Below are 26,195 nucleotides of genomic sequence, written 5' to 3'. Positions count from 1 at the left end.
AGACGAATAATGAGAATCATCGGTCCCGGAATTCATTAAGCGCTCGCCACATTGGGCGTTGGAAGGAATAAGCATGTTAAGCATCGAAAATTTAAAAGTCAGCGTAGAAGGTAAAGAGATCATCAAAGGGCTTAATCTCACCATTAAGCCGGGTGAAGTCCACGCGATTATGGGCCCGAATGGCTCAGGAAAGAGTACGCTCTCCGCAACGCTGGCTGGACGTGAAGAATATGAAGTGACCGACGGTTCTGTCAGCTTCAAAGGGAAGGATCTGCTGGAATTGTCTCCAGAAGATCGCGCGGGCGAAGGCGTCTTTATGGCGTTTCAGTACCCTGTCGAAATCCCCGGCGTCAGCAACCAGTTCTTCCTGCAAACCTCCGTTAACGCGGTGCGTAAATACCGCGAGCAAGAACCGCTGGATCGCTTTGACTTCGCCGACTTTATCGAAGAAAAGATCAAGTTGTTGAATATGCCGGAAGATTTGTTGACCCGTTCGGTCAACGTGGGCTTCTCCGGCGGTGAGAAGAAGCGTAACGATATTCTGCAGATGGCGGCGCTGGAGCCGGATCTGTGCATTCTGGATGAAACCGACTCCGGGCTGGATATCGATGCACTGAAAATCGTCTCTAACGGCGTGAACTCCCTGCGCGACGGCAAACGCTCGTTCATCATCGTAACGCACTACCAGCGTATTCTTGATTACATCAAACCGGATCACGTCCACGTTCTGTATCAGGGACGTATTGTGAAATCCGGTGATTTCTCGCTGGTGAAACAGTTGGAGGAGCAAGGCTATGGCTGGCTTACCGACGAGCAATAAGGTGACGAGCGACAACGCGACGGGTAAAACCAGCATCGCCCAGAAGCAAGAGCAGGCGCTGCAACAATGGCATGGCCTGTTTGAGCGTGATGCGTCGCGCCGTTCTGAAGAGGCAAACCAACACTGGCAGGACGTAGTGCGCCTTGGTTTACCACACCGTAAGCATGAGCACTGGAAATACACGCCGCTGGATGGCTTGCTGAGCAACGAATTTGTCGCACCGCAGGCACCGTTTCTCGATCGTGCAGCGGTAGATGCCGTGGCATTAGCCGTGGATAGCTGGCGTCTGGTGTTTGTCGATGGTGTATTCAATGCCGAACTTAGCGACAGCGACTGGGGCCCTTATCAGGTTGATGTACAGACGTCGCGTGCGCGTGGCGCGCTGCCTGCGGCCATCCAGTCCGAGGTGTTCCTGCACCTGACCGAAAGTCTGGCTAGCACCAGTACGTTGATTCGTCTGGCTGCCGGACAGCAGGCGGAAAAACCGCTTTACCTGTTGCACATCAGCAGCTGTCAGGCGGCGGCGTTGAACACGGTTCACCATCGTCATCATCTGAACGTTGAACGTGGCGCGAGCGCGGAAATTATCGAGCACTACGTCAGTCTGGATGAACATGCCCACTTTACTGGTGCGCGCCTGACGGTGAATGCGGCAGAAAATAGTCAGGTTAGCCATTATAAGCTGGCGTTTGAAGCGGCGGCGGGCTACCACTTCGCGCATAACGATCTGGTTCTGGCGCGTGACGCTCGGGTTCGTAGCCACAGCTTCTTGCTGGGGGCGGGGCTGACGCGTCATAACACCAGCGCCCAGTTGAACGGCGAAGGCACTAATCTGTCCATGAATAGCCTGATTCTGCCTGTCGGTAGTGAAGTGTGTGATACGCGAACGTATCTGGAGCACAATCAGGGTTATGGCGAAAGTCGCCAGCTGCATAAGGTTATCGTCAACGATCGCGCCAGAGCGGTGTTTAACGGCATGATCAAAGTTGCGCCGCATGCGCTGAAAACTGACGGGCAGATGACCAACAACAACTTGCTGCTGGGCCGACTGGCGGAAGTCGATACCAAGCCGCAGTTGGAAATCTACGCAGATGACGTGAAATGCAGTCACGGCGCCACTATTGGGCGTATGGACGAAGAACAGCTGTTCTATCTGCGTTCCCGCGGTATTACGCGGCAGGATGCGCAACAGATGATCATCTTCGCCTTTGCGGCGGAAGTCACAGAAGCGATTGAAAACGAGTCTCTGCGAGATGTGGTTCTGGAACGTATCGCGCAGCGTTTGCCAAACGCGCTGGCGAATGCCGGCAAGGCGGTATGATGAGTTATCCTATTGAGCGGGTTCGCGCCGATTTTCCGTTGCTGGCAAGTGAGGTTAACGGCCAGCCGTTAGCCTATCTTGATAGCGCCGCGAGTGCGCAAAAACCGCGTGCGGTAATCGATCGTGAAGCCGAATTCTATCGCCATGAATATGCTGCGGTGCATCGTGGCATTCACACGCTGAGCGCACAGGCGACCAGCACGATGGAAGCGGTGCGCGAAAAGGTGGCATCCTTTATCAATGCCGCTTCAGCAGAAGAGATTGTCTTTGTACGCGGGACAACGGAGGCCATCAATCTGGTGGCTAACAGCTATGGCCGCACTTTCATCCAGCCGGGCGACAACCTGATCATCACTGAGATGGAACACCACGCGAATATCGTTCCCTGGCAGATGCTGGCGGAAGCGCGTGGCGTTGAGGTTCGTGTATTACCGCTGGCTGAAGATGGTACGCTGGATGTTGCGCAACTTCCTGGCTTGCTGGACGAACGTACTCGTCTGCTGGCAGTGACGCAGATCTCTAACGTATTGGGCACGCTGAACCCAGTGAAAGCCATGATTGCGCAGGCAAAAGCGGCGGGCGCGGTTGTGTTGATCGATGGCGCGCAGTCTATTATGCATCAGCCTGTCGATGTGCAGGATCTGGACTGTGATTTCTTTGTCTTTTCAGGACATAAAATCTACGGCCCTTCGGGTATTGGCGTGCTATACGGCAAACGTGACCTGCTCCAAGCTATGCCACCGTGGGAAGGCGGCGGGGCGATGATTCGTCAGGTGAGTCTGCGTACGGGCACCACCTATGCTGATTCACCGTGGCGCTTTGAAGCGGGATCGCCCAACACGGGCGGTATCATAGGCTTAGGTGCCGCGTTGGACTACGTAACGGCGCTGGGGCGTGAAGACATTCAACGTTATGAATCCTCGCTGATGCAGTATGCGCTGGAAGCGTTAACGCAGGTGCCCGATCTTACGCTTTACGGTCCTGCTGAGCGCCACGGTGTGATTGCATTTAATCTTGGGCAGCACCACGCCTATGATGTTGGAAGTTTCCTCGATCGGTACGGTATTGCGATTCGCACCGGCCACCATTGCGCGATGCCGCTGATGGAACACTATGGTGTTCCTAGTATGTGCCGCGCCTCGCTGGCCGTTTATACTACACGCGAAGAAATTGACCGGCTGGTTGCCGGATTGCAACGTATCCATCGATTGCTGGGCAGTTAAGCGCCACGCGCGGATCTGTTCGGGGAGGAAAACATGGCGAGTCTGCCAGAACCGCAGAAACTGGCGCGCAACTTTGCGCGCTGTAATGACTGGGAAGAAAAATATCTTTATGTCATCGAGCTAGGGGAGCGTCTTGACCCTCTGCCTGACGAATGGCGTAATCCAGATAACCTGATTTCGGGGTGTCAAAGTCAGGTTTGGATTGTGACACAGCCTGATGAACAGGGCATTATCACCCTGCACGGCGACAGTGATGCCGCCATCGTGAAAGGGCTGATTGCGGTGGTTTTCAGCCTGTATCAGGGGCTGACTGCGCAGGAGATTGTTGAGCTAGATGTGCGGCCATTCTTCGAATCGCTGGCGTTGAATCAACACCTGACGCCATCCCGCTCTCAGGGGCTTGAGGCGATGCTGCGCGCGATTCGTGCGCATGCTGCCGCACTGCTTTAATTTTCTTCCCTGTTTTCTGCTTTCCTGAAGTATAAAAAAGCGCTGTGACGGAAAAAACGTCCAGCGCTTTTTTGTTTTTTAACTTACTGATTTTTACCAGCGACACGTTATTGTTTTTTGGTCGATTTATTAACTCGCTGATATTTCAGAATTCGTCCCGTATATTTATTTTCCATTAAATTTTATGCTGACTCTGCTTTGTAAAGAATTGAATATCAATGCTTTGATTTTTAAATAAAATATTCTTTTGTTACAACAATGCTAATATATACCCACGCTCGGTGGAAAGGGGCAAAAATAGCCGCATTGACACCAGATATCTCCTGAAAAATTCAGGTTGCAGCAGGGCGAACGCACAGGCAACTTGAGGTATGACGGGGGTAAACAGGGTATAGCCAGCCGGATACTGCATTCTGGGTACAGAACCGGATGTTGTTGATAATTAATATATTATACCCAAAATAATTCGAGTTGCGTGAAGGCGGCAACCGCACGAATCCCCAGGAGTTTACACAAGTAAGTGACTGGGGTGAGTAAGGACAAATCGGCTAAGCCGATTTGAACGCCGCTTGCGGCGGCCCTTCAGGGCGAGGCTCAGAAATGAGCCGAGTATTGCCAACGCACAAGCAGCTTGAAGTATGACGGGTATAGCTGTGATGTAGGGAACCTAATATGAAACGCGCGTTAACTTTACTTGGTATGGCCTTCGCGGCATATCTGGCCAGCACCGCCGCTAAAGCGACGGAATACCCGCTACCGCCACCTAATAGCCGCCTTATCGGCGAGAATATCGCTTATACGGTCCCCAATGATGGTCGTCCGCTGGAGGCTATCGCTGCGGATTTCAAGATTGGTCTGTTGGGCATGATGGAAGCGAATCCAGGCGTGGATCCTTACCTGCCGACAGCGGGTTCCACGATCACAATCCCAACGCAAATGCTGCTGCCGGATACCCCGCGTGAAGGTATTGTGGTCAATCTGGCGGAGCTGCGGCTCTACTACTACCCGAAAGGGAAAAATACCGTCATTGTTTACCCGATAGGCATCGGTCAGTTGGGGCGCAATACGCCACTGATGACGACCAGCGTAAGCGAGAAGCGTGAAAACCCGACCTGGACGCCAACGGCGAACATCCGTAAGCATTATCTCGAAGAGCAGGGCATTAAACTGCCTGCTGTCGTTCCGGCTGGCCCAGATAACCCGATGGGGTTACACGCGTTGCGTCTGTCAGCGCACGGCGGGGTTTATCTGCTGCACGGTACGAACGCGGACTTCGGTATCGGCATGCGCGTAAGCTCTGGCTGTATTCGTCTGCGTCCGGATGACATCAAGGCGTTGTTCGACAACGTACCAGTCGGTACGCGGGTGCAGATTGTTAACGATGCGATTAAAACTTCCGTTGAGCCAGACGGCAAACGCTACGTTGAAGTGCATCAGCCTCTGTCGAAGACCGATAAGGACGATCCACAAACCATGCCGATTTCGCTGACGGCGAAGACGCAGAAGTTTGTTAAGGACGCGGAGACGGACAGTAAAGCCGTTGCTGATGCGATTGTACGTCGTTCTGGCATGCCAATCGTGGTTAGCGTAGGGCAAGACATCAATACCTACCAGCCGCCTGTAGAACCGGCTCCAGAAGCGCCTAAAACGCATCAGGTTGCGCCGATCACGGCTATCAGTACCACCGCGCGGTAATCATGAAATAAATCGGCCAGATGCGTTTAGGCGCATCTGTGCTGGCTCAGGGATAGGGCAGAAGGATGAAGAAGCCTGATAAAGCGAAAAAAGGATTGAAAGGAAACGCGGAAAGGGTAAAACGCAGGCAAAAAAAATGGCGCACATTGTGCGCCATTTTCACGACTTAACCAGTTCGATTACTTTTTGTAAGTACGAACTTGGTTGTCCAGACGCTGGTTAGCACGAGCTGCGTCATCTTTAGCAGCTTGTACGTCAGAGCGGATTGCGTTCACGTCGTTGCTCAGTTGGTCAACTTTAGCGTTCAGAGTCTGAACGTCAGAAGACAGCTGATCAATTTTAGCATTGCTTGAACAACCAGCAAGCAGAGTAGAACCCAGGATTACCGCGCCCAGTACCAGTTTAGTACGATTCATTATTAATACCCTCTAGATTGAGTTAATCTCCATGTAGCGTTACAAGTATTACACAAACTTTTTTCTAATGAGAATAAATTTTTGATGAGAACATGCTTAATTTTGATCGTTCGCTCAAAGAAACAGCGAGTTTTACATATTCATTAAAAAAGTAAGGAAAACAGTGCTATTTTTATCGGATAACTCTGAGGCTTTAGACTATTAAATGACGTGTTACACAGACGCATTAATTAGGTTATCGCACTGTATAAAGTCGTTTCAGAATATAAAAAAAGCGCCATTAAGGCGCTTTTTACCGATCTGATGGTTGGGATCAGAGACGGTGTACGGAAGCGGTGTTGGTTGTGCCGCTCGAAACCAGTGCACCAGACACCATAACGACAACATCGCCAGCTTGCGCATAACCTGTGTTCAGTGCGGCTTCTTTACCGATGCGGTAGAAATCATCAGTAGAGGCAATTTCCTTCACCAGCAGCGTATCAATGCCTTTGCTCAGCAGAAGCTGACGTGCAGTGACTTCGTTAGTTGTCAGCGCCAGAATACGGGCATTCGGGAAGTATTTACGGATAGATTTGGCAGACTTGCCGCCGCTGGTCGCAACCACAATCAGTGGCGCATCCAGTTTCTCTGCAGTTTCTACCGCACCACGGCAGACAGCCTCGGTGATACGCAGTATGCCAGGCGTTTTGATGGTATCCAGACGGCTTTTCATCACGGAATCGGTACGCTGACAGATCGTCGCCATGATGGTAACGGATTCCAGTGGGTATTTACCTTTCGCACTTTCGCCAGACAGCATAACGGCATCGGTGCCGTCGATGATGGCGTTTGCCACGTCACCAGCTTCAGCACGGGTAGGGCGTGGGTTTTTGATCATGGAATCCAGCATTTGCGTTGCGGTGATAACCACTTTGCGTGCCAGGTTACATTTTTCAATCATCATCTTCTGCGCGAAGATGACTTCTTCAACTGGGATTTCAACGCCCAGATCGCCACGAGCAACCATGATGCCGTCGGACGCTTCCAGGATTTCGTCGAAATTATTCAGACCTTCCTGGTTTTCGATCTTGGAGATGATCTGGATGTGCTCGCCACCGTGTGCTTTCAGGTGAGCGCGGATCTCTTCAACGTCAGAACGTTTACGGATAAAAGATGCGGCAACGAAATCGACGCCTTGTTCGCAACCGAAAATCAGGTCGCGTTTGTCTTTTTCGGCCAGCGCAGGCAGTTGGATGGAAACGCCAGGCAGGTTAACGCCTTTATTCTCGCCCAGATCGCCATTGTTCAGCACTTTACAAACGACGTCGTTACCGTTGACTGCGGTAACCTGCATACCGATCAAGCCGTCATCAACCAGAACAGTGTTACCGACGCTAAGGTCTTCAGTAAATCCAGCGTAGGTTACTGCAACGCGATCTTTGTTACCCACGATGCTTTGATCGGTGGTGAACGTGAACGTTTGACCTGCGGTCAGCGTTACGTCAGCGCCGTTTTCCAGCTTCATGGTACGAATTTCAGGGCCTTTGGTGTCAAGCAGGATGGCGGCTTGCTTACCGGTTTTTTCCATAACGGCACGCAGGTTCTTGATGCGTTGACCGTGTTCTGCGTAATCCCCGTGAGAGAAATTCAGGCGCATAACATTCATGCCAGCAGACAGCAGGTTGCCAAGCATTTCTTCCGACTCAGTTTTCGGCCCGATGGTACAAACAATTTTTGTCTTTTTCATACGATAGTTTCTACAAGTTGTGATGGATAAAAAAACGAGTGAACCAGTGGCGAGGCGAGACAAGCCGCTGGAAAGAATGTATGAGGAAACAGTATAGGAGGTAAGTATAGATGGTCGTCGTGAATGGGTGATGAAGTGCGCAGCCGCTCGTCGCATGAGAGCGGGATTCGCGTTGGCGATGCCGTTGATAATAATGTTATTGATAGTGGCACGTTGTTTAGCTGAAACCATTCAATTGAAACGACGTTTCGTATTATAGTTATTAAGCGACGAGAAACAAGGTGGTAAAAGGGATGAAATTGAATATTTTGTCGTGTTTACGCAAAAAACTGAGCGATTTGGTGTTTTTACCTAACTTTGTTGCGCAACTGCCTAAGAAACCCACGGTATAAATACGGTATGACGGCGAACGACGGCAAGCGGTTGATTCTTGTAACGGCCGACAATAAATAAGGAAAACACGTGTAATCGGCATGTTTTTCTGTCGATCCGTATCACATTTTTGTGTCATGCTTCTTGAGAAGCTGAATGCAGGTGGTAGTTTACCTGCCATTGCGGATTGTTACTGCGTAAGCAGGCAAAACCAGATGCTCGTTCTTGTTACGGGTGTCTGGTTTTTTTGTTTCCAGGGTTTGAAAAATGAAGATTGCCAAAATACTCAACAATAATGTCGTCACCGTAATCGACGAAAACAATAATGAGTCGGTTGTGATGGGACGCGGGCTGGGCTTCAAAAAGCACTCTGGCGATCTGCTGGACGAAACGCTGATTGAGCGTGTGTTTGTGATGAAATCCGGCGAGCTGACATCGCGCTTGCAGGAACTGCTGTCAGAGATTCCGATGGATGTCATCACGACAGCAGACAAAATCATTCTGCTGGCAAAAGAGCGTTTGCCCGGGAAACTGCAAAACAGCGTCTACATCTCCTTAACGGATCACTGCCATTTTGCGATAGAGCGCCACAAACAAGGGGTGGACATCCGCAATGTGCTGTTATGGGAAATAAAACGGCTGTATCCAAAGGAATTCGCTGTTGGCCTGGAAGCGCTGGATATTATTGAGCAGCGTCTTGCCGTGCGATTACCGGAAGATGAGGCAGGGTTTATTGCGCTGCATTTGGTGAATGCGCAGCTTGACAGCGAAATGCCGGAAGTCTTGCAGATTACCAAAATCATGCAGGAAATACTGAATATTGTAAAATATCAGCTGAGTCTAGATTATAACGAGCAGGCGTTAAGCTATCATCGTTTTGTGACGCATTTGAAATTTTTCGCGCAACGGCTAATAGGAAAAAGTACGGTATTTAGTGATGATGAATCATTACATGATGTCGTGAAGGAAAGATATCAATTGTCTTATCGTTGCGCAGAAAAAATACAGGTTCATATTGTTCAAAAGTATCATTACACGTTAACGAAAGAAGAGTTGATGTTCTTAACTATTCATATTGAGCGTGTGCGGACAGAAGGTCAGGATAAAATAGAGCCCGGTGATGGAGAATAATTTCTGTTAGTTTGCTTTTCGTCACAAAATAACGGTGTGGCAAGATAAATGTCCTTGCATTCGACGAAAGTGAAAGCATAGAGTATGTGAAAAGCAAATTATCAGATGAAGTTGGTTTTATTGTCAGCACGACTACTGTGCCGACAAACAAGCAGGATTGTTACTGTCAGGCTAGTCTAGACGGGCAGGCAAAACCTAAATCGTTTTCTCAATGTTTATTGGGAAAAGCGATTTAGGTTTTTTTTTGTCTCAAACAGAACTGGCGATCTTAAATTATTGATATTTAAGTCTGTTTAGTATTAAGGATAGACGATGGAATACAAAGCATTAGCAAGTGAGATACTCGATGGTGTCGGCGGACGTGGCAACATCATTAGCGTAATACACTGCGCCACCCGATTACGTTTTAAATTAAAAGACAACAAAAAAGCGGATGCCGCTGCGCTGAAAAGTAATTCAGGCGTGATCATGGTGGTTGAAAGCGGCGGACAATTTCAGGTCGTTGTAGGCAATCATGTCAGTGATGTCTATCGCAGTTTACTGGATGTTTCTGGATTAAGCGATCAGGCTGACTCCTCAAGTCATGAAGACGGTGATGAGAAGAAAGGTAATCTTCTTTCTCGCTTCATTGATATTATATCTGGCATATTTACGCCATTAATTGGCGTCATGGTTGCTTCTGGTATTTTAAAAGGATTTTTAGCCCTGAGTTTAGTGTGCGGCTGGATGGTTGAAACCAGCGGAACCTATAAAGTTCTGTTTGCAGCAAGCGATGCATTATTCTTTTTCTTCCCTGTGGTGTTAGGTTATACCGCAGGGAAGAAATTTGGTGGAAATCCATTTGTTACGATGGTGATTGGTGCCACGCTGGTGCACCCATCCATGATTGCTGAATTTGGCGCGATGCAGAATGCGAATTATCAGCAACTTTATTTCCTCGGTATTCCGATCACCTTTATTAATTATGCGTCTTCTGTTATTCCGATTATTTTCTCGGCCTGGCTCTCTTCACGTCTGGAAAAGCCACTGAATGCCATATTGCATATCAACATCCGCAATTTCTTCACGCCGCTACTGTGCCTCTGTATCACAGTCCCCGTTACGTTCCTGCTGATTGGGCCTGCGGCAACTTGGCTTGGGCATATGCTGGCTGGCGGCTACCAGCTGATCTACGGGCTGAACTCCACAATTGCGGGCGCACTGATGGGCGCGTTGTGGCAGGTGTTCGTGATTTTTGGTCTGCACTGGGGCTTAACGCCGCTGATGATCAACAACCTCAGCGTCTTGGGGCACGATACACTGCTGCCGCTGCTGACGCCTGCGGTGTTAGGGCAGGCTGGGGCGGTGCTGGGCGTGTTGCTGCGTACTCGTGATATGAAGCTGAAAGGGATTTCTGGTTCGGCGTTCTCGGCAGCCATCTTTGGTATTACAGAACCTGCGGTATATGGCGTCACATTGCCGCTGAAGCGTCCTTTCATCTTTGGCTGTTTAGGCGGTGCAATTGGAGCCGGTGTTCTGGGTTATTTCCATACCACCATTTATTCCTTCGGCTTCCCGAGCATCTTCACCTTTACGCAGGTTATCCCACCGACAGGCGTCGATAACTCGGTCTGGGCTGCCATTATTGGTACGGCCATCGCATTCACCTTCGCTGCGGTAGCGACCTGGGCATTTGGGATTCCGCCGCAAGAGAATGCGCCAGCAGTAAACGCGGCTACAGCGGTACCGCAAGCCACGCAGAACCAGAACGATGCAACGCGTAAGCAAGAAATAAACAGCCCGATTGAGGGAACGGTGCTGCCACTTGAGCAGGTCGGTGATGAAACGTTCGCCAGTGGATTAATGGGAAAAGGCATCGCGATTAAACCGCAGGCCGGACGCGTAGTTTCACCGGTGAATGGGACGGTTGCCTCGCTGTTCAAGACCAATCATGCCATCGGACTGGAGTCTGAAGACGGTGCCGAGGTGCTCATTCACGTTGGTATCGATACGGTGAAATTAGATGGCCAGTATTTCACTGCACACATTAAGACCGGCGATGTCGTGAAGCAGGGCGATCTTCTGGTGGAGTTTGATTATCAGGCGATTGAGAAAGCCGGCTATGACACGACAACGCCCGTCATTATCACCAATAGCGAAGATTACGTTGATGTTCTGCCTACCGCCGGAAACACCGTGCAGGAACAGGGCGCGTTGTTGACGTTAATCCGCTGACATTGAAATTTATGACCCAATTGGGAGGAGAAAAGATGAGCCATCAGTTTCCGAAAGAATTCTTGTGGGGCGGCGCGATCGCAGCCAATCAGGTTGAAGGTGCGTATTTAACGGACGGTAAAGGGCTATCAACGTCCGATTTACAGCCACAGGGTATTTTTGGCGAGATCGTCACGCGTACGCCGGGCGACAGCGGCATTAAAGACACGGCGATCGATTTTTATCACCGCTATCCCGAAGATATCGCGCTCTTTGCTGAAATGGGCTTCAAATGCCTGAGAATCTCGATTGCCTGGACGCGCATTTTCCCGCAGGGCGATGAAGCCCAGCCGAATGAGGCAGGACTGGCATTTTACGATAGCCTGTTTGATGAAATGGCAAAGTATGGCATTCAGCCGTTGGTGACGCTGTCCCACTATGAAATGCCATACGGTCTGGTGAAAAATTACGGCGGCTGGGGAAGCCGTGAAACGATTACGTTCTTCGAACGCTACGCCCGCACGGTATTCCAGCGCTATAAAGACAAAGTGAAATACTGGCTGACGTTCAACGAAATTAACTGTGCGCTGCATGCACCGTTTACGGGAGTCGGACTACCCACTGAAAGCGATAAACAGGCGGTTTATCAGGCGATTCACCATCAGTTGGTTGCGAGCGCCAAAGCGGTAAAAGTCTGCCATGAACTTATCCCTGATGCCAAAATCGGCAACATGCTGCTGGGCGCGATGATGTATCCGCTGACCTGTAAGCCGGGCGATGTGTTGGAAACTATGCAGCAGAACCGCGACTGGCTGTTCTTCGGTGATGTACAAACCCGAGGATACTACCCGGCGTACATGAAGCGCTTCTTTGCACAGCACGGTATTACGCTGACAGTAACGGAAGACGATCGTCAGTCGCTGAAAGAAACCATCGATTTCATTTCTTTCAGCTATTACATGACGGGCTGTGTGACGACTGATGAAGAAGTGAACCTGAAAGCCCGCGGCAATATTTTGAATATGGTGCCTAACCCGCATCTGGAAAGCTCCGAGTGGGGCTGGCAGATCGACCCAGAAGGGCTGCGCTATTTGCTGAACTATCTGTATGACCGCTACCAAAAGCCGCTGTTCATTGTGGAAAACGGCTTAGGTGCTAAAGACAAACTTGAGAGCGATGGCAGCATTAACGATGACTATCGCATCAAATACCTGAACGATCACCTGTATCAAGTGGGTGAAGCTCTTGAAGATGGCGTTGAGGTTATGGGTTACACCTGCTGGGGCCCGATCGATCTGGTTAGTGCGTCAAAAGCCGAAATGTCGAAACGCTACGGCTTCATTTATGTTGACCGTGATGATGAAGGGAACGGTACGTTAGAACGCCGACGTAAGAAAAGTTTCTACTGGTATAAAGACGTTATTTCCTCTAACGGAGAAACGTTGAAATAAATCAGCGTATCGCTACGTTATTTACGCATTCATTCTCAGAAAAACAAATTCTGGAATGAATGCGAACTCTATTTTTTTACTACCCATGGGAAAGATGGCAGGAGAATAAAATGAAACGGGAGGGTGTTGACTAGCCATTAAATCATATAAACGGTCATTTGGGTTTTACAAACTTTTATAAATAGACGAGTTTTCGGCTAGCGTCGAAGGCATGTTGTTTTCAATTTAAAAATGTACCCTACTCGGATAATAATCATGCGTAAAAAATTCCCTGTAAAGATGATGGTATTACTGATGTCGTCAGTGTTTTTGTCTAATGGTGCTATGGCCGCGAAATTGACCGTAGAGGAAAGACTGGAACTATTGGAGAAAGAACTGGCGGCAAATAAAGCCGAATTGCAGTCAACCAAAAAAGAGCTGCGCGAATATAAGACGATCGCAGAGAATAAAACCCAAGTTGCCGTAAACTCAACGGCGAAAGATAAAACACGGGCTGTTGCATCCGTTGACAGTTCTCCGGCTAACCATACGGTAGCCGCCTCTGCGGCAAGCTCGGTTGATGTTGTCACGGCTGCAAATACACAGCAAAAACCGCTAACGTTGGATGAAATTAGCAAATACGTTAAAGATGACATCGGTTTCTCCTATACCGGTTATTTACGTTCCGGTTGGGCAACCGGGACGAATGGTTCACCGGAGTCCTATGCCATTGGTTCTTTAGGTCGTTTTGGTAATGAACATTCTGGTTGGTTCGATCTTCTTCTCACCCAGCGCGTTTATAACAAAGACGGCAAGACGGCACACGCCGTGGTTAAACTCGACGGAAACGTTGGACAGCAATACAGCGCGGGCTGGTTTGGTGATAATACGGGTAATGAGAACGTCCTTCAGTTTTCCGATTTGTACCTGACAACCAACGGCTTCCTGCCTTTTGCACCAGAAGCGGATTTTTGGGTTGGGAAACATGTCCTCCCTGTGTATGAAATTCAAATGCTGGACTGGAAAAGCGATCGTGTTTATGCCGGTGCTGGGGTTGGTATAGAGAATATGAATGCGGGACCGGGTAAATTAGATCTCGCTTTGACGCGTGAAGACGTTAATGTTTATGCCCGAGAATACGAAAACCCGAATATTGGTAGAAACGCGGATAAAACCAAAATGAATACCAACACGATGGAGGTTCGGTATAAAAACCTACCATTGTGGGAAGACGGTGCGCTAACGTTGATTGGTAAATATGTGATGGCAAATAAGAACGATAGCCAGAAACATAACGAAAGCAATAATGAATACTTCAAAATGAAGGACAGCTATCTGGCGACGGCAATCGTCAAACAGAAGCTGGATGCACGCGGTGGATTTAACGAATTTACGTTGCAGTCAGCGAATAACTCTATCGCCAGTGGGTTTGCCCGTTACAATGACGGTAATCCGTCAATTGGACAGGGTGAAAACTATTATGGCGATCACACGGGCGGTAATGCGTTTCGCGTAATTTCACAAGGTGAAATGTATTTGCATGACAACGTCATCATGGCTAATGCGTTGGTGTACTCCTGGGGTAATGATATTTATAGCTATGAAACGGGTGCGCACAGCGATTTCGAAAGTATCCGTACCGTTATTCGTCCCGCTTATATTTGGGATAACTATAACCAAACTGGCGTGGAGCTAGGCTGGTTTACGCAGAAAAATACCAATCAAGCCGGTGTGAATTTCCGCGAGTCTGGTTATAAAACCACGCTTTATCATGCGCTGAAAGTTGATACCAGCATCCTGAACTCCAGACCGGAAATTCGTTTCTACGGTACTTACTTAAATATTCTGGATAATGAGATTTCGGGCTACAAATTCTCGGATGATAAAAATAAATCTCAGTTTATCGTTGGTGTTCAAGCTGAGGTGTGGTGGTAACAACGTATTACTGCAAATATGGCAGGCTGCAATGCCTGCCATTCTTTAAGATGGAACAACAATATGCTGATAAATTTAAAGAATCGAACAGTGTCGATACTGGCAACAAGTCTGTTTGCCTGCGCCTCCATGCATGTATTCGCGCTACCTGCCGATTTTCCGGTTATGCCCGCGGCAACCGTCCCCGTGAGCCAGTATGTCACGGCGGTGAATGCCGATAGCAGTATCACTTTCCGCCTGTTTGCGCCAACGGCGAAGCAGGTCAGTGTTTTTACCGGTTCGACGCCCGATAGCATCGTGTCCCATGCGATGACGAAAGATGAATCTGGCGTATGGTCGTTCAAAACGTCAGCGCTGGCACCGAACCTGTATGAATATTTTTTCAGCGTGGATGGTTTTCGCACCATTGATACCGGCACGGCGTTGACTAAACCACAGCGTCAGGTGAATACCAGTCTGATTCTGGTGCCGGGGAGCATTCTGGATGTGCGTCAGGTACCACATGGTGAGCTAAGAACGCTGACCTATCACTCGAAAGCATTGAAATCAGAGCGTCAGGTCTATGTCTGGACGCCGCCGGGCTATAGCGAATCGTCAAAACCGCTGCCGGTGTTGTACTTCTATCATGGCTTTGGCGACACGGGCGCATCGGCCGTGGTGCAGGGGCGGATACCGCAGATGATGGATAACCTGCTGGCGGAGAAAAAGATTGAGCCGATGTTGATCGTCATTCCTGATACGGAAACGGACGCTCCCGGCATTATTCCGGAAGACTATCCGCCGCAGGAGCGCCGTAAGGTGTTCTATCCGCGCAATGCGTTAGCGGCGGACAGGGAACTCATCCATGACATTATCCCCGAGATCGGCAAACGCTTTAACGTCCGTCAGGATGCAAACGGCAGAGCGTTGGCCGGTCTGTCTCAGGGCGGCTATCAGGCACTGGTATCCGGCATGAGCCACCTGGATCACTTCGGCTGGCTGGCAACGTTCAGCGGCGTGACCACCGAAACGGTGCCGAACACGGCCGTTGCTGCACAGCTTGAGCGACCGGAGCAGATCAATCAGCAACTGAAGAACTTCACGGTGGTGATTGGTGAAACCGACAACATCACCGGTAAGGATATTGCTGGCCTGAAAACCGTACTGGAGCAGAAAAATATCCGGTTTGACTACCGCCATTATCCGAATCTCGGCCATGAAATGGATGTCTGGCGACCGGCCTACAGCGAGTTTGTTCAGAAGCTTTTTAAATAGCGTCTTCATGCTGCGGGCTGCGTCGTGGCATGCCTGCTTCTCTGATGGCAGCTTGAATCGTCGGGCTGTCATATCAACGATTGCCAAGCACCGTTAAGGATAATCATGTCTATTCACAGGTACTTTTCCCGGTTTGCCATGCTGATCGTGGCATTGCCGTTCCTCAGTGCGTTCACTGCGCAGGCTCAAACTTCACCTTTTGATGTAGCCGATCATAAACAGATCCGCGTCATTATCAGTGCCGATGCGAAAAACGAGGCTGACGATGATTTTGCCGTTGCCCATGCGGTGCTGACGCCAACGATGCAGGTAAAAGGGCTGATTGCCGCCCATTACTCCCGTACTGCGCCGTTGATGAAACGTGATGGCGAAAATAGCATGATGGAAAGCTACCATGAGCTTCAACGCCTGATGAAGGTTATGGGGAAAACGGACATTCCCGTTTATCGCGGTGCGACGCAGGCGCTGAAAGCCGACGGTGGCGCGCCTGCGTTGAGTGAAGGGGCGCAAATGCTGATCAAGGAAGCGTTAAAAGACGATTCGCATCCTTTGTTTGTGTTAGTCATGGGGCCGATTACGGATATTGCCGCCGCGCTACAGGCTGAACCGACGATCGCCAGTAAAATGACGGTGGTGTGGATTGGCGGAATGCCTTATCCGAAAGGCGGCTGGGAATACAATATGTTCAACGATCCGGTCGCGGCGAACAGCGTATTTAAATCTCAGGTGCCGTTGTGGCAGGTGCCGCATAATGTCTATATGTCCGTGCGCGTCTCACTGTCTGAGCTCGCCGTACGCGTTAAGCCGCAGGGGAAAGTTGGGGAGTATCTGTGGCAACAGCTGATCGAGTTTAACCGTGCGATTTCCGAAACCATCAAGGACGTTCCCTGGCCGAAAAGCGAAGTCTGGGTATTGGGTGATAACCCCTCGGTTTCTCTGCTGCTGGATGACCATGAATACCACTACACGTTGGTCAATGCACCGCAGCTAAACGACGACCTGACCTATGCACCTCAAGAGAATGCGCGCCAGATTCGAGTGTATAACGCCGTTGATGCCCGCTTCACGCTGGAAGATTTCTACGCCAAGCTAGCGTTGGCCTATGGCCAAGGGAAATAAAAATCTCGGAAGGACATACTCTGGGGCACTATTTTTCACTTAAGCCCCACTTATTGAGCTTCTGAACTTTTTCTGTCAGGCAAAACGCCGCGTTTTATCAGCAAATACACGGGGATGAACTGCCGAAATGGACACTTCATCTCAGTATTTGCGCCACCTACCTTGATGCTTAAGCGTCCGCTTTTTAAGTGATTAATTTTTAAGCCCTCAGCGTTTAATCCCCTCGCCATATCCTGCTATGTCCACCCGCTGTGACTGAGACAATCCTCATATAACTTTCGATACGATTCATTACTTTTCTTTACCTTTGATCAAAAACAATATTTTGAATGCATCTTTTTGTTATTCATAGTGCGAGTAATGTCACGACAGTTGTTGTGGTTTCTGTCAAATGGATAACTAAAATGACCGCCAGTAGGCGGCTTAATTTGGACACAAACGCATGGTCAGGATAAGCACGTCAATCTCCTATCTGTGGGGCATGGTAGCCAGTCTCTTTCTAATGATGCCAGCCTATTCCGCTGATGCTCCGGTGTCACCACCACCCGCCCCGATAGAAGCAAGAAACTCCGTATTCACCAATCAACACCCCGATCAGTTCAACTCGTGGAAAGCGACCACTGAGCAGTCTGAACGTCATGATGCGTTGGCAGAAGACCCCATGATGGTGGTCCTCTGGGCGGGTTATCCCTTCTCCAGAGACTATAACAAGCCGCGCGGCCATGCCTACGCCATAACGGACGTGCGTGAAACGCTGCGTACCGGTGCACCAAAGACGGCAGAAGATGGCCCTCTGCCGATGGCGTGCTGGAGCTGTAAAAGCCCGGATGTCGCCCGCTTGATCCAGAAGGAAGGCGAGGACGGCTACTTCAAAGGCAAGTGGGCGCGAGGCGGGCCGGAGATTACTAACGATCTCGGCTGTGCGGACTGCCATGATACTGCGTCTCCAGATTTCGCTCAGGGCAAACCGGCGCTGACGCTGTCCCGTCCTTACGCAGAGCGTGCAATGGAAGCCATTGGCAAACCGTTTGATCAAACCAGTCGGTTTGGGCAGCAATCGATGGTCTGTGGACAATGCCACGTTGAGTATTATTTTTCCGGTAAAGACAAAGCGGTGAAATTCCCATGGGATAACGGCACGAAAGTCGAAGACATGGAAAAATACTATGACGCCATTTCCTTCTCCGACTGGACCAATACCCTTTCCCGCGCGCCGATGCTGAAAGCCCAACATCCAGAATATGAAACCTGGAGCATTGGTATTCACGGTAAAAACAACGTGACCTGTATCGACTGCCATATGCCGAAAGTGAAAAACGCGGACGGTAAATTGTATACCGATCACAAGATCGGCAACCCTTTCGACAATTACGGCGAAACCTGCACCAATTGCCACACGCAGGATAAAGCGGCGATGCAGAAGGTGGTTGCTGAACGCAAAACGGCCATTCAGGACTTAAAACTGAAAGCAGAAGAGCAATTGGTTCACGCGCACTTTGAGGCCAAAGCGGCCTGGGATGCCGGTGCGACCGAAGCAGAAATGCAGCCGATTCTGATGGATATTCGCCATGCGCAATGGCGCTGGGATCTGGCGGTTGCCTCTCACGGTATCCACATGCATGCGCCGGATGAAGGCTTACGGATGCTCGGCACCTCGCTGAGTAAATCCGCCGAGGCGAGAACCAAACTGGTGCGTCTGTTGGCACAAAAAGGGGTGACAGGGGAAGTCAAGCTGCCGGATATCTCGACAAAAGAGAAAGCGCAGCAGGCGATTGGGCTCAACATGCAGCAAATCAAAGCCGAAAAACAGGATTTCCTGAATACGGTAGTGCCGCAGTGGGATGAGCAAGCGCGCAAAGCTGGGCGACTGAACTAATAACCCCTCATCGCCCGTGGACGCGGGCGATCATAAAGTGGAGTGGATATGAGCGTATTACGTTCGTTATTGACTGCCGGGGTGCTGGTATCAGGCATGCTTTGGGCATTGCCAGGGCTGACGCAGCCCGCACCTCAGGCGGAAAAAGGAGAGCGCTGGGAAGTCATGCCACAGCGCAATCCCGATGAGGCGTGTCTACAGTGCCATAAACCGGAAGAGGATGGCATGCAGGGCAAACATGCCTCCGCCGTCAACCCGCATAACCAGAAACAGCTGACCTGCACAAACTGCCACGGCAAGCCATCGCCGATGCACCGCGAAGGCGTTAGAGATGTCATGCGCTTTAACTTCCCGATGTATAAGGTGGAAGAACAAAACAGCGTCTGTATGTCATGTCATACGCCGGAACAGTTGCAGAAATCGTTTTGGCCACACGATGTTCATGTCGCGAAAGTGGCCTGCGCTAGCTGCCACCAGTTGCACCCCACGCAGGATAGTATGCAGACGCTGAACGACAAGAGCCGCATCAAACTGTGCGTGGATTGCCATAGCGATCAGCGCAATAACCCAGACTTCAACCCAGCCTCAGTTCATCTGGGTAATAAGAGGCAGCCATGAGTTGCTCTCGCCGTCAATTTCTTGCCCGTATGGGGGGGCTCATTGCCATCACCAGTACGGCGGGGCAGGTCGTCGCACAGACGCTGAATATCAACGGCGTCCGCTATGGCATGATCCACGATGAATCGCTCTGTATCGGCTGTACGGCGTGCATGGATGCTTGCCGGGAAGTCAATCAGGTGCCGGAAGGCGTATCACGCTTAACGATCATTCGCAGCGAACCGATTGGGACCTTCCCAGACGTGAAATACCGCTTTTTCCGTCACTCCTGTCAGCACTGTGATCATGCGCCTTGTGTTGACGTGTGTCCGACCGGGGCGTCGTATCGTGATGCGACAAACGGCATTGTGGATGTGAATCCCGATCTGTGCGTAGGGTGCCAATACTGTATTGCTGCCTGTCCTTATCAGGTGCGCTTTATTCATCCGAAGACGAAAACGGCGGACAAGTGCGATTTTTGCCGCAAGACCAACCTGAAAGCCGGAAAACTGCCCGCCTGTGTGTTGTCTTGTCCGACGAACGCGCTGACGTTCGGCAACCTTGACGATCCTGACAGCGAGATTTCCCGCCTGCTTCGTCAACAGCCGACGTATCGCTACAAAATCGCGCTCGGCACTCGTCCTAAGGTTTATCGCGTACCGTTTAAATACGGGGAGGTTCATCAATGACGCCCGTGTCTTCAAGCGCATTCCATTTTGCTTCGTTAGTCTGGGACTGGCCGATTGCGATTTACCTGTTCCTGGTGGGCATTTCTGCGGGGCTGGTGACGCTGTCGGTCTTACTGCGACGCTACCACCCCGAACAGGCAACCGCCGACAGTACGCTAATGCGCACCACGCTGATTCTTGCACCGTGCACCATCATTCTGGGATTGCTGATTCTGGTTTTCCACCTGACGCGCCCCTGGACGTTCTGGAAGCTCATGTTCCATTACAGCTTTACCTCGGTGATGTCGGTTGGGGTCATGCTGTTTCAGGTCTATATGGCGGCGCTGGCGGTCTGGTTGGTCAACATTTTCAGCGAGCAGGTTATCGTGCTGCAACAGCGCTGGTTGCCGAAGCTGGTCATGCTTCCCAAGGTGCTCGGCTGGCTGGCACCGATGCAGAAATCACTGGATATCGTGATGTTACTGCTGGCGGTGATGTTAGGGGCTTATACCGGGTTTTTACTCTCCGCGCTGAAGACCTATCCGCTGCTGAATAACCCGATCTTACCGGCGCTATTCCTGTTTTCGGGTGTGTCCTCCGGTGCCGCAGTAGCGCTGATCGCCATGGCCTGCCGCTATCGCCGCAATCCGCATAGCGAAGAAGCGCACTTTGTACACCGTGTCGAAACGCCGGTCGTGTGGCTAGAAATCTTCTTGCTGTTTGCGTTCTTTATCGGCCTTGCTTTAGGGGACGATGGGAAGCAGCGTGCGTTGGTGGCCGCCGTGGGTGGTGGGTTCTGGGCCGTGTGGTTCTGGCTGGGCGTGGTAGGGATTGGATTAATCCTTCCCTTGCTGCTCAAGTCATGGGCTAACCGACAGCATTCACCTTATGGCGTGCTGGCGGTCTGCGGCATGAGTCTGGTGGGCGTATTGCTACTGCGCTTTTTTATCCTCTATGCGGGGCAGTTAACCGTTGTCTAATTCCCAGCAAGAGGCCTGTTGATGTTGTTATTGCCAGAATTTGGGTATGTCGCGCTGTCGCTGGCGGTTTGCGTCGGTGTGGCGACGGCGTTGCTGACATTTTCAGGCTACTCCCTGCGCTGGTCGGGTACTTACCGACTGGCGCGGTGCTGGACGTTGGTACTGTTTGGTCTTGTGTTGTTCGCGTTTATTGCGCTGACGCTGAGCGTGGTACAGGATGATTTTTCTGTTAATTACGTCGCCCAGCATAGCCATCGTGATTTACCGCTGGGGCTAAAAATTGCGGCGGTCTGGGGCGGGCATGAAGGATCGCTGCTGCTGTGGCTGTTATGTTTAACCGGCTGGAGTGCCGTGTTCGCCTGTCGCTATCGTAAGGCGGAGAGCGATCTGTTTCCGCTGACGCTGGCGATGCTGGCCGTGATCGCGACTGCGTTGCTGGTGTTCATTGTCTTTTTCTCCGATCCTTTTGTGCGTCTCTTCCCGCCTGCGGTGGCGGGGAGAGATCTCAACCCCATGCTGCAACACATTGGCCTTATTCTTCATCCGCCGTTGCTCTATCTGGGCTATGGCGGGTTAACTGTGAGTGCGGCGCTGGCGTTAGCCGCGCTGATTCACGGTGAGTTTACTGCGCCAGCCGCCTGGATTTGCTGGCGCTGGACGCTGCCCGCCTGGAGCCTGTTGACGCTAGGAATCATCCTCGGATCGTGGTGGGCCTATAACGAACTGGGCTGGGGGGGATGGTGGTTCTGGGATCCGGTAGAGAACGCCTCGCTGCTCCCGTGGCTCACAGCCAGCGCATTACTGCACAGCCTGTCTGTCACCCGCATGCGCGGCATCTTCCGCCATTGGTCGCTGATATTGGCGTTGCTGACGTTCATTTTATGCCTGTTGGGCACGCTGATTGTGCGCTCCGGGATACTGGTGTCGGTTCATGCATTCGCTCTCGAACATGACCGTGCGGTGCCTCTATTTATTCTGTTCGCCTGCTTGAGTATGGCGGCGTTGGCGGTTTATGGCTGGCGGGCTCAGCTTGTCCATTCTGCGGCCCGCTTCTCTGGCTGGTCGCGGGAAATGGCGATACTGCTGGTGCTGCTGTTATTCAGTGCCGTCGCGCTGGTGGTATTACTTGGCACGCTTTACCCAATGATCTATGGGCTGGCGGGTTGGGGAAAAATCTCCGTGGGCGCGCCCTATTTTAACCAGGTGCTCTTGCCCTTCGGTGGCCTGATGCTGTTGCTCATCGGGGTAGCGGCGGGAGGCTACTGGAAACGCAGTGCGCGATGGCCTGTCCGGCGTTTCGAAGTGACGCTGGCTGTCGGTGTCATCACCGCGCTGGTCTTATGGCCGCATGGGTACGCCGTCGCACTGGCTGCAGGTCTGATCGGCTGGGTCATGGCCGCGCAGTGGTTACAGCCGCTGTCGGCGATACGTCAGCAGCTTCCTGCCCTGCTCGCGCATACGGGCGTGGCGCTCTTTGCCCTGGGGATTGTGTTCTCTGCGGGCAGCAAGCAGGAAATCAGTGCCAATGTGGGTCAGGGAGAACAGGTCACGCTGGGCGACTACCATTTCCGATTTTTACAGTTGGAGTTAGTGGCGGCGCAGAATTACACCGCCGAGCAGGCCGTGATTGCGATTTATCGTGGCGACTCACCGATCGCCCGCATCATGCCGGAACGTCGTTATTACAACGCACGTAAACAGCAGATGGTTGAGCCGGGCATTGCCTGGGGGCCAATCAGAGAATGGTATGCCGTGATGGGAGAGAAAACCGGCGAAAACCGCTATGCCATGCGTTTCTATGTGCAAACCGGTGTTCGCTGGGTGTGGGGCGGCGGCCTACTGATGGTCGCGGGCGCGCTGCTGGGGTGGTTCAGGGGGAGAAGGGCCTATGAGTAAATACATTGCGCTCCTTTTCATGCTGCTGGCTTTTTCTGTACAGGCTCAGGTGGTCGATACCTGGGCGTTTTCTAGTCAGGCGCAGCGTCAGGCTGCGATGGCGATTGCTGGCGAATTACGCTGCCCACAATGCCAGAACCAGAGTCTGCTGGAATCGAATTCGCCCGTGGCGGTGAGTATGCGTCATGAGGTCTTTTCTATGGTGGAGCAGGGCAAGGACAGGTCAGAAATTATGGCGTTTATGAATCAACGCTATGGCGACTTTGTTCAGTACAACCCGCCAATGAAAATGCAAACCGGCATCCTTTGGCTCACGCCGCTGCTTTTGCTGTTAGCGATTGTGGTTATCGCGTGGCGGGTGATGCGGCGGCAGAATCGAGGGGCGCGCCCATGAGCCTGTTAAGCGTGAGCCTGTTGGACCTGAACCTATTGAGTATGGTGTTCGTCGCCGTCGCGATTGTCGTTCTGGCGGCCGGGCTACTATGGCCGCTACTGCCCCTGCGTCAGTCGGAGGGGGATGGCAAGCTACAGCGTTTAGCGGAGCGCATCTGGCATTTTCAGTGTGAACAGGCAGGAAAGCATCTGTCCGAGCATGAGGCAAAGATGCTGGGTCGAGAGCTGTCCCACGATCTGCCGTTAGCCTCATCCTCTTCTTCTGCGCAGCGCCCAATGCCCGCCATTGCCGTTGTGGCTGCGGTCATCGTTATCTTATTGGGCAGTGCGACGTTCTACATGCTAAGCCCGCGTGCTGCGCTGGTTCAGACAGAACGCCAGCGACTTGCCGATCCGCTACACGATTTTAGCGACGCGCAACAGCAGGAAAAACAGCTTACTGCCTTGCAGGACAACATTCGTAAAACGCCGGGCAACAGCGTCCTCTGGGCTGAGCTGGGTGAATATTATCTTTACCGTAACGCGTATGACAACGCGTTACGCGCTTATCGGCAGGCGATTGCGCTGAAGGGTGACAGTGCTGAGCTGTATTCGGCACTGGCAACGGTGCTGTATTACCAGGCCGGTCAGGCCGTCACACCGCCGATGCAAGAGATGGTTGATAAAGCGCTGGCGCTGGATGCCAATGAAGTGACGGCGCTGATGCTGCTGGCATCCGATGCGTTCTTGAAGGCCGATTATGCACGCGCGATTACGATTTGGCAGCGCTTACTGGACACGTACAGCCCGCGGGTTAATCGCGTCCAGTTGATTGAGGCGATCAACACGGCAACGCTGCTGAATAATAGCCAGAAATAGTGCGTGATACGTTTTGCTTTAGCTGTTTCTCATTCTGTACGGCTACAGCTTATTACGGGTTTTACTGTCATGCGGCGTAGAAATTATGCAGCGGTGGGCGTGAGCACCGAGTGAGCGGCATGGACGCCGCGAAAGCCAGTGCCGCGTCTGGAACGCGTCACTGGTGGCTCGGGTTGTGCTCATGAACACCGATGGTACCGCGTAGCGGCATAATTTAGCCGGAAGCCAGGGTTCGCAGGGCGACGGCGATTGAGCCGCCCTGCGTCGGGCGCGTGCTAAGCGGGAGCATGAAATGAAGGTCTTGTGGCGCACGAAACGGTTTCGGCGGCTGCATAAAAATATGCCCAATAGATTTCCGGTTTAAGCGTGTCGGCGTGGTTTTCGATACGACTCGATGACAGGAATAACCGGAATCGCCGATTTTATTGATCTCAATAAAAAAGATTAACTCTTTAGGGTTACGGCCCCCAAGAGGGGGAGTAAGGGCACCATGTTATTCTATAGCCACTAAGAAAGTAGGAGTACACCCCGATGTTAGAAGCGCGCGATGTGGTTTGCATACGCGATGAGCATGTGCTGTTCAGCGCGTTGTCGTTTACGGCCAGCGCGGGAGAAATGGTGCAGATTGCCGGTGCCAACGGGGTGGGCAAAACATCGCTGTTGCGCATTTTAAGCGGTCTGGCGACGCCTGAATCGGGGGAAATCTGCTGGCAAGGGCAACGCATCAACCGTATGCGCGAGCAGTTTAATCAGCAGCTTCTGTGGTTAGGCCATCAGCCGGGCATAAAAAGCGTCCTGACGGGTGAAGAGAACCTGCGCTTTTTCTATCCGCAACAGGATCAGGATGCACTCTGGCAAGCGTTGGCCGCCGTCGGGCTGGCTGGCTATGAAGATGTGCCCGTGGCGCGTCTTTCGGCGGGACAACAGCGTCGTGTCGCGCTGGCGCGTTTGTGGCTCACCGACGTCCCGCTGTGGATTCTGGATGAGCCGCTGACCGCGCTTGATGTGGCGGGCGTCGAAATGCTGACACAGCGTATGGAACACCATATTGCGCGTGGCGGCATCATCATTTTAACCACCCATCAGCCGCTGCGTCCGTTCGCTCAGGATATTCGCTGTATCCAGCTTACGCCGAGTGAGGGAACCCCATAATGCGGCGGCTGATTGCTCGAGAACTGCGCGTCGCGTTGCGCAATAACGCGGAAATTCTTAACCCTCTGTGGTTCTTCCTGATCGTCATCATCTTATTTCCTCTGGCTATTGGACCAGAGCCGCAGCTATTGATGCGTGTGGCACCCGGCGTGGTGTGGGTGGCGGCGCTGCTCGCTTCGCTGCTGGGGATGGATCGCCTTTTCCGCGATGACTATCAGGACGGTTCCCTGGAACAGTTGACGCTGTTGCCTTTGCCGCTGCCGTTAGTGGTGTTGGCGAAAGTGGTGGTGCACTGGATGGTCAGCGGGCTGCCGCTGTTACTGCTTTCTCCGCTGGCGGCACTGTTGTTTGGGTTGGACAGCCACGGCTGGTGGGTGATGGCGTTAACGCTGTTGCTCTGCACACCAACGCTCAGTTTTCTGGGTGCTATTGGCGCGGGATTAACGGTCGGGCTGCGCCGCAGCGGCGTGTTGTTAAGCCTGCTGGTTTTGCCGCTCACCATACCGCTGTTGATTTTTGCGACGGCGGCGGTCGAGGCCGCGATGATGCAACTGCCGGTCGGTGGGTATCTGGCCATCCTCGGTGCCTTTCTGGCGGGCAGCGCCACCCTGAGCCCGTTTGCCACGGCGGCGGCGTTGCGGGTGAGCATACAATAATTTTCCGATCTCAGGATCGCCTTCATCGTCCCGT

The 26,195-nt window shown here is 51.8% G+C and carries 22 protein-coding genes; 20 read left to right on the top strand and 2 right to left on the bottom strand.

The features are described 5' to 3' along the window. Nucleotides 1–73: 73 nt before the first annotated feature. The 5 genes from sufC to EIP93_RS13310 all read left to right on the top strand — a co-directional run bounded on the left by sufC (nt 74) and on the right by EIP93_RS13310 (nt 5,509). On the top strand, nt 74–820 hold the full coding sequence (gene sufC, locus EIP93_RS13330; protein ID WP_005970394.1) for a Fe-S cluster assembly ATPase SufC: 747 nt from the start codon (nt 74–76) through the stop codon (nt 818–820). Then, the gene (gene sufD, locus EIP93_RS13325) at nt 795–2,141 is read left to right on the top strand and encodes a Fe-S cluster assembly protein SufD (protein WP_125232824.1); all 1,347 of its coding nucleotides are present in this window, start codon (nt 795–797) and stop codon (nt 2,139–2,141) included. The genes sufC and sufD overlap by 26 nt, the downstream gene beginning before the upstream one ends. After that, nucleotides 2,141–3,364 carry a cysteine desulfurase SufS gene (gene sufS, locus EIP93_RS13320; protein ID WP_039489100.1) on the top strand — a complete coding sequence of 408 codons (1,224 nt, stop codon included), beginning with the start codon at nt 2,141–2,143 and terminating at the stop codon, nt 3,362–3,364. The genes sufD and sufS overlap by 1 nt, the downstream gene beginning before the upstream one ends. Nucleotides 3,365–3,397: 33 nt before the next feature. Continuing rightward, nucleotides 3,398–3,814, top strand: coding sequence for a cysteine desulfuration protein SufE (gene sufE / locus EIP93_RS13315; RefSeq protein ID WP_103860441.1), 417 nt, complete (start codon nt 3,398–3,400; stop codon nt 3,812–3,814). A 672-nt stretch (nt 3,815–4,486) separates the two neighbouring features. Next, nucleotides 4,487–5,509, top strand: coding sequence for a L,D-transpeptidase family protein (locus tag EIP93_RS13310; RefSeq protein ID WP_107332708.1), 1,023 nt, complete (start codon nt 4,487–4,489; stop codon nt 5,507–5,509). 179 nt (nt 5,510–5,688) lie between these two features. Here the strand turns inward: EIP93_RS13310 and EIP93_RS13305 are convergent, their stop codons facing one another. Continuing rightward, nucleotides 5,689–5,925: a major outer membrane lipoprotein gene (locus tag EIP93_RS13305; RefSeq protein WP_005970385.1), complete on the bottom strand. Its 237-nt coding sequence runs from the start codon at nt 5,923–5,925 to the stop codon at nt 5,689–5,691. Between the two features lie 313 nt (nt 5,926–6,238). After that, a complete protein-coding gene (gene pykF, locus EIP93_RS13300) occupies nt 6,239–7,651 on the bottom strand; it encodes a pyruvate kinase PykF (protein WP_109224684.1) in 1,413 nt (470 codons plus the stop codon). A 639-nt stretch (nt 7,652–8,290) separates the two neighbouring features. Between pykF and licT the strand changes: the two genes are divergently transcribed. The 15 genes from licT to ccmB all read left to right on the top strand — a co-directional run bounded on the left by licT (nt 8,291) and on the right by ccmB (nt 26,161). After that, nucleotides 8,291–9,154 (top strand): BglG family transcription antiterminator LicT, encoded by an 864-nt coding sequence (gene licT / locus EIP93_RS13290; protein ID WP_010309611.1) that lies wholly within the window; start codon nt 8,291–8,293, stop codon nt 9,152–9,154. A 312-nt stretch (nt 9,155–9,466) separates the two neighbouring features. Beyond that, a complete protein-coding gene (gene bglF, locus EIP93_RS13285) occupies nt 9,467–11,368 on the top strand; it encodes a PTS beta-glucoside transporter subunit IIABC (RefSeq protein ID WP_125232823.1) in 1,902 nt (633 codons plus the stop codon). A gap of 35 nt (nt 11,369–11,403) precedes the next feature. Beyond that, nucleotides 11,404–12,798, top strand: a complete 1,395-nt coding sequence (locus tag EIP93_RS13280) for a glycoside hydrolase family 1 protein (protein ID WP_125232822.1) — start codon at nt 11,404–11,406, stop codon at nt 12,796–12,798. Between the two features lie 255 nt (nt 12,799–13,053). Then, nucleotides 13,054–14,712: a carbohydrate porin gene (locus EIP93_RS13275; RefSeq protein ID WP_116362452.1), complete on the top strand. Its 1,659-nt coding sequence runs from the start codon at nt 13,054–13,056 to the stop codon at nt 14,710–14,712. A 129-nt stretch (nt 14,713–14,841) separates the two neighbouring features. Further along, complete coding sequence (locus EIP93_RS13270; RefSeq protein WP_411909182.1) at nt 14,842–15,966, top strand: esterase; 1,125 nt, start codon at nt 14,842–14,844, stop codon at nt 15,964–15,966. A 105-nt stretch (nt 15,967–16,071) separates the two neighbouring features. Beyond that, on the top strand, nt 16,072–17,085 hold the full coding sequence (locus EIP93_RS13265) for a nucleoside hydrolase (RefSeq protein WP_103970859.1): 1,014 nt from the start codon (nt 16,072–16,074) through the stop codon (nt 17,083–17,085). A gap of 502 nt (nt 17,086–17,587) precedes the next feature. Beyond that, on the top strand, nt 17,588–18,961 hold the full coding sequence (nrfA, locus tag EIP93_RS13260) for an ammonia-forming nitrite reductase cytochrome c552 subunit (protein ID WP_233963454.1): 1,374 nt from the start codon (nt 17,588–17,590) through the stop codon (nt 18,959–18,961). Between the two features lie 48 nt (nt 18,962–19,009). After that, nucleotides 19,010–19,579, top strand: coding sequence for a cytochrome c nitrite reductase pentaheme subunit (nrfB, locus tag EIP93_RS13255; RefSeq protein WP_010305738.1), 570 nt, complete (start codon nt 19,010–19,012; stop codon nt 19,577–19,579). Further along, nucleotides 19,576–20,247 (top strand): cytochrome c nitrite reductase Fe-S protein, encoded by a 672-nt coding sequence (nrfC, locus tag EIP93_RS13250; protein ID WP_039532159.1) that lies wholly within the window; start codon nt 19,576–19,578, stop codon nt 20,245–20,247. Before nrfB ends, nrfC begins: the two co-directional genes overlap by 4 nt. Then, nucleotides 20,244–21,206, top strand: a complete 963-nt coding sequence (nrfD, locus tag EIP93_RS13245; protein ID WP_039505904.1) for a cytochrome c nitrite reductase subunit NrfD — start codon at nt 20,244–20,246, stop codon at nt 21,204–21,206. Before nrfC ends, nrfD begins: the two co-directional genes overlap by 4 nt. 21 nt (nt 21,207–21,227) lie before the next feature. Continuing rightward, on the top strand, nt 21,228–23,102 hold the full coding sequence (locus tag EIP93_RS13240) for a heme lyase CcmF/NrfE family subunit (RefSeq protein ID WP_125232820.1): 1,875 nt from the start codon (nt 21,228–21,230) through the stop codon (nt 23,100–23,102). Continuing rightward, nucleotides 23,095–23,496, top strand: coding sequence for a heme lyase NrfEFG subunit NrfF (nrfF, locus tag EIP93_RS13235; RefSeq protein WP_103860453.1), 402 nt, complete (start codon nt 23,095–23,097; stop codon nt 23,494–23,496). Before EIP93_RS13240 ends, nrfF begins: the two co-directional genes overlap by 8 nt. After that, nucleotides 23,493–24,353, top strand: a complete 861-nt coding sequence (gene nrfG / locus EIP93_RS13230; protein WP_125232819.1) for a heme lyase NrfEFG subunit NrfG — start codon at nt 23,493–23,495, stop codon at nt 24,351–24,353. Before nrfF ends, nrfG begins: the two co-directional genes overlap by 4 nt. Nucleotides 24,354–24,884: 531 nt before the next feature. Continuing rightward, complete coding sequence (gene ccmA / locus EIP93_RS13220) at nt 24,885–25,505, top strand: cytochrome c biogenesis heme-transporting ATPase CcmA (protein WP_103860455.1); 621 nt, start codon at nt 24,885–24,887, stop codon at nt 25,503–25,505. Continuing rightward, nucleotides 25,505–26,161 carry a heme exporter protein CcmB gene (gene ccmB / locus EIP93_RS13215; RefSeq protein ID WP_010305762.1) on the top strand — a complete coding sequence of 219 codons (657 nt, stop codon included), beginning with the start codon at nt 25,505–25,507 and terminating at the stop codon, nt 26,159–26,161. The genes ccmA and ccmB overlap by 1 nt, the downstream gene beginning before the upstream one ends. Nucleotides 26,162–26,195: the final 34 nt, after the last annotated feature.

The organism is Pectobacterium versatile (assembly GCF_003932035.1).
Taxonomy (GTDB): domain Bacteria; phylum Pseudomonadota; class Gammaproteobacteria; order Enterobacterales; family Enterobacteriaceae; genus Pectobacterium; species Pectobacterium versatile.
Note: the sequence above shows the minus strand (reverse complement) of the source record. Positions and strands in the feature narration are given on the sequence as shown.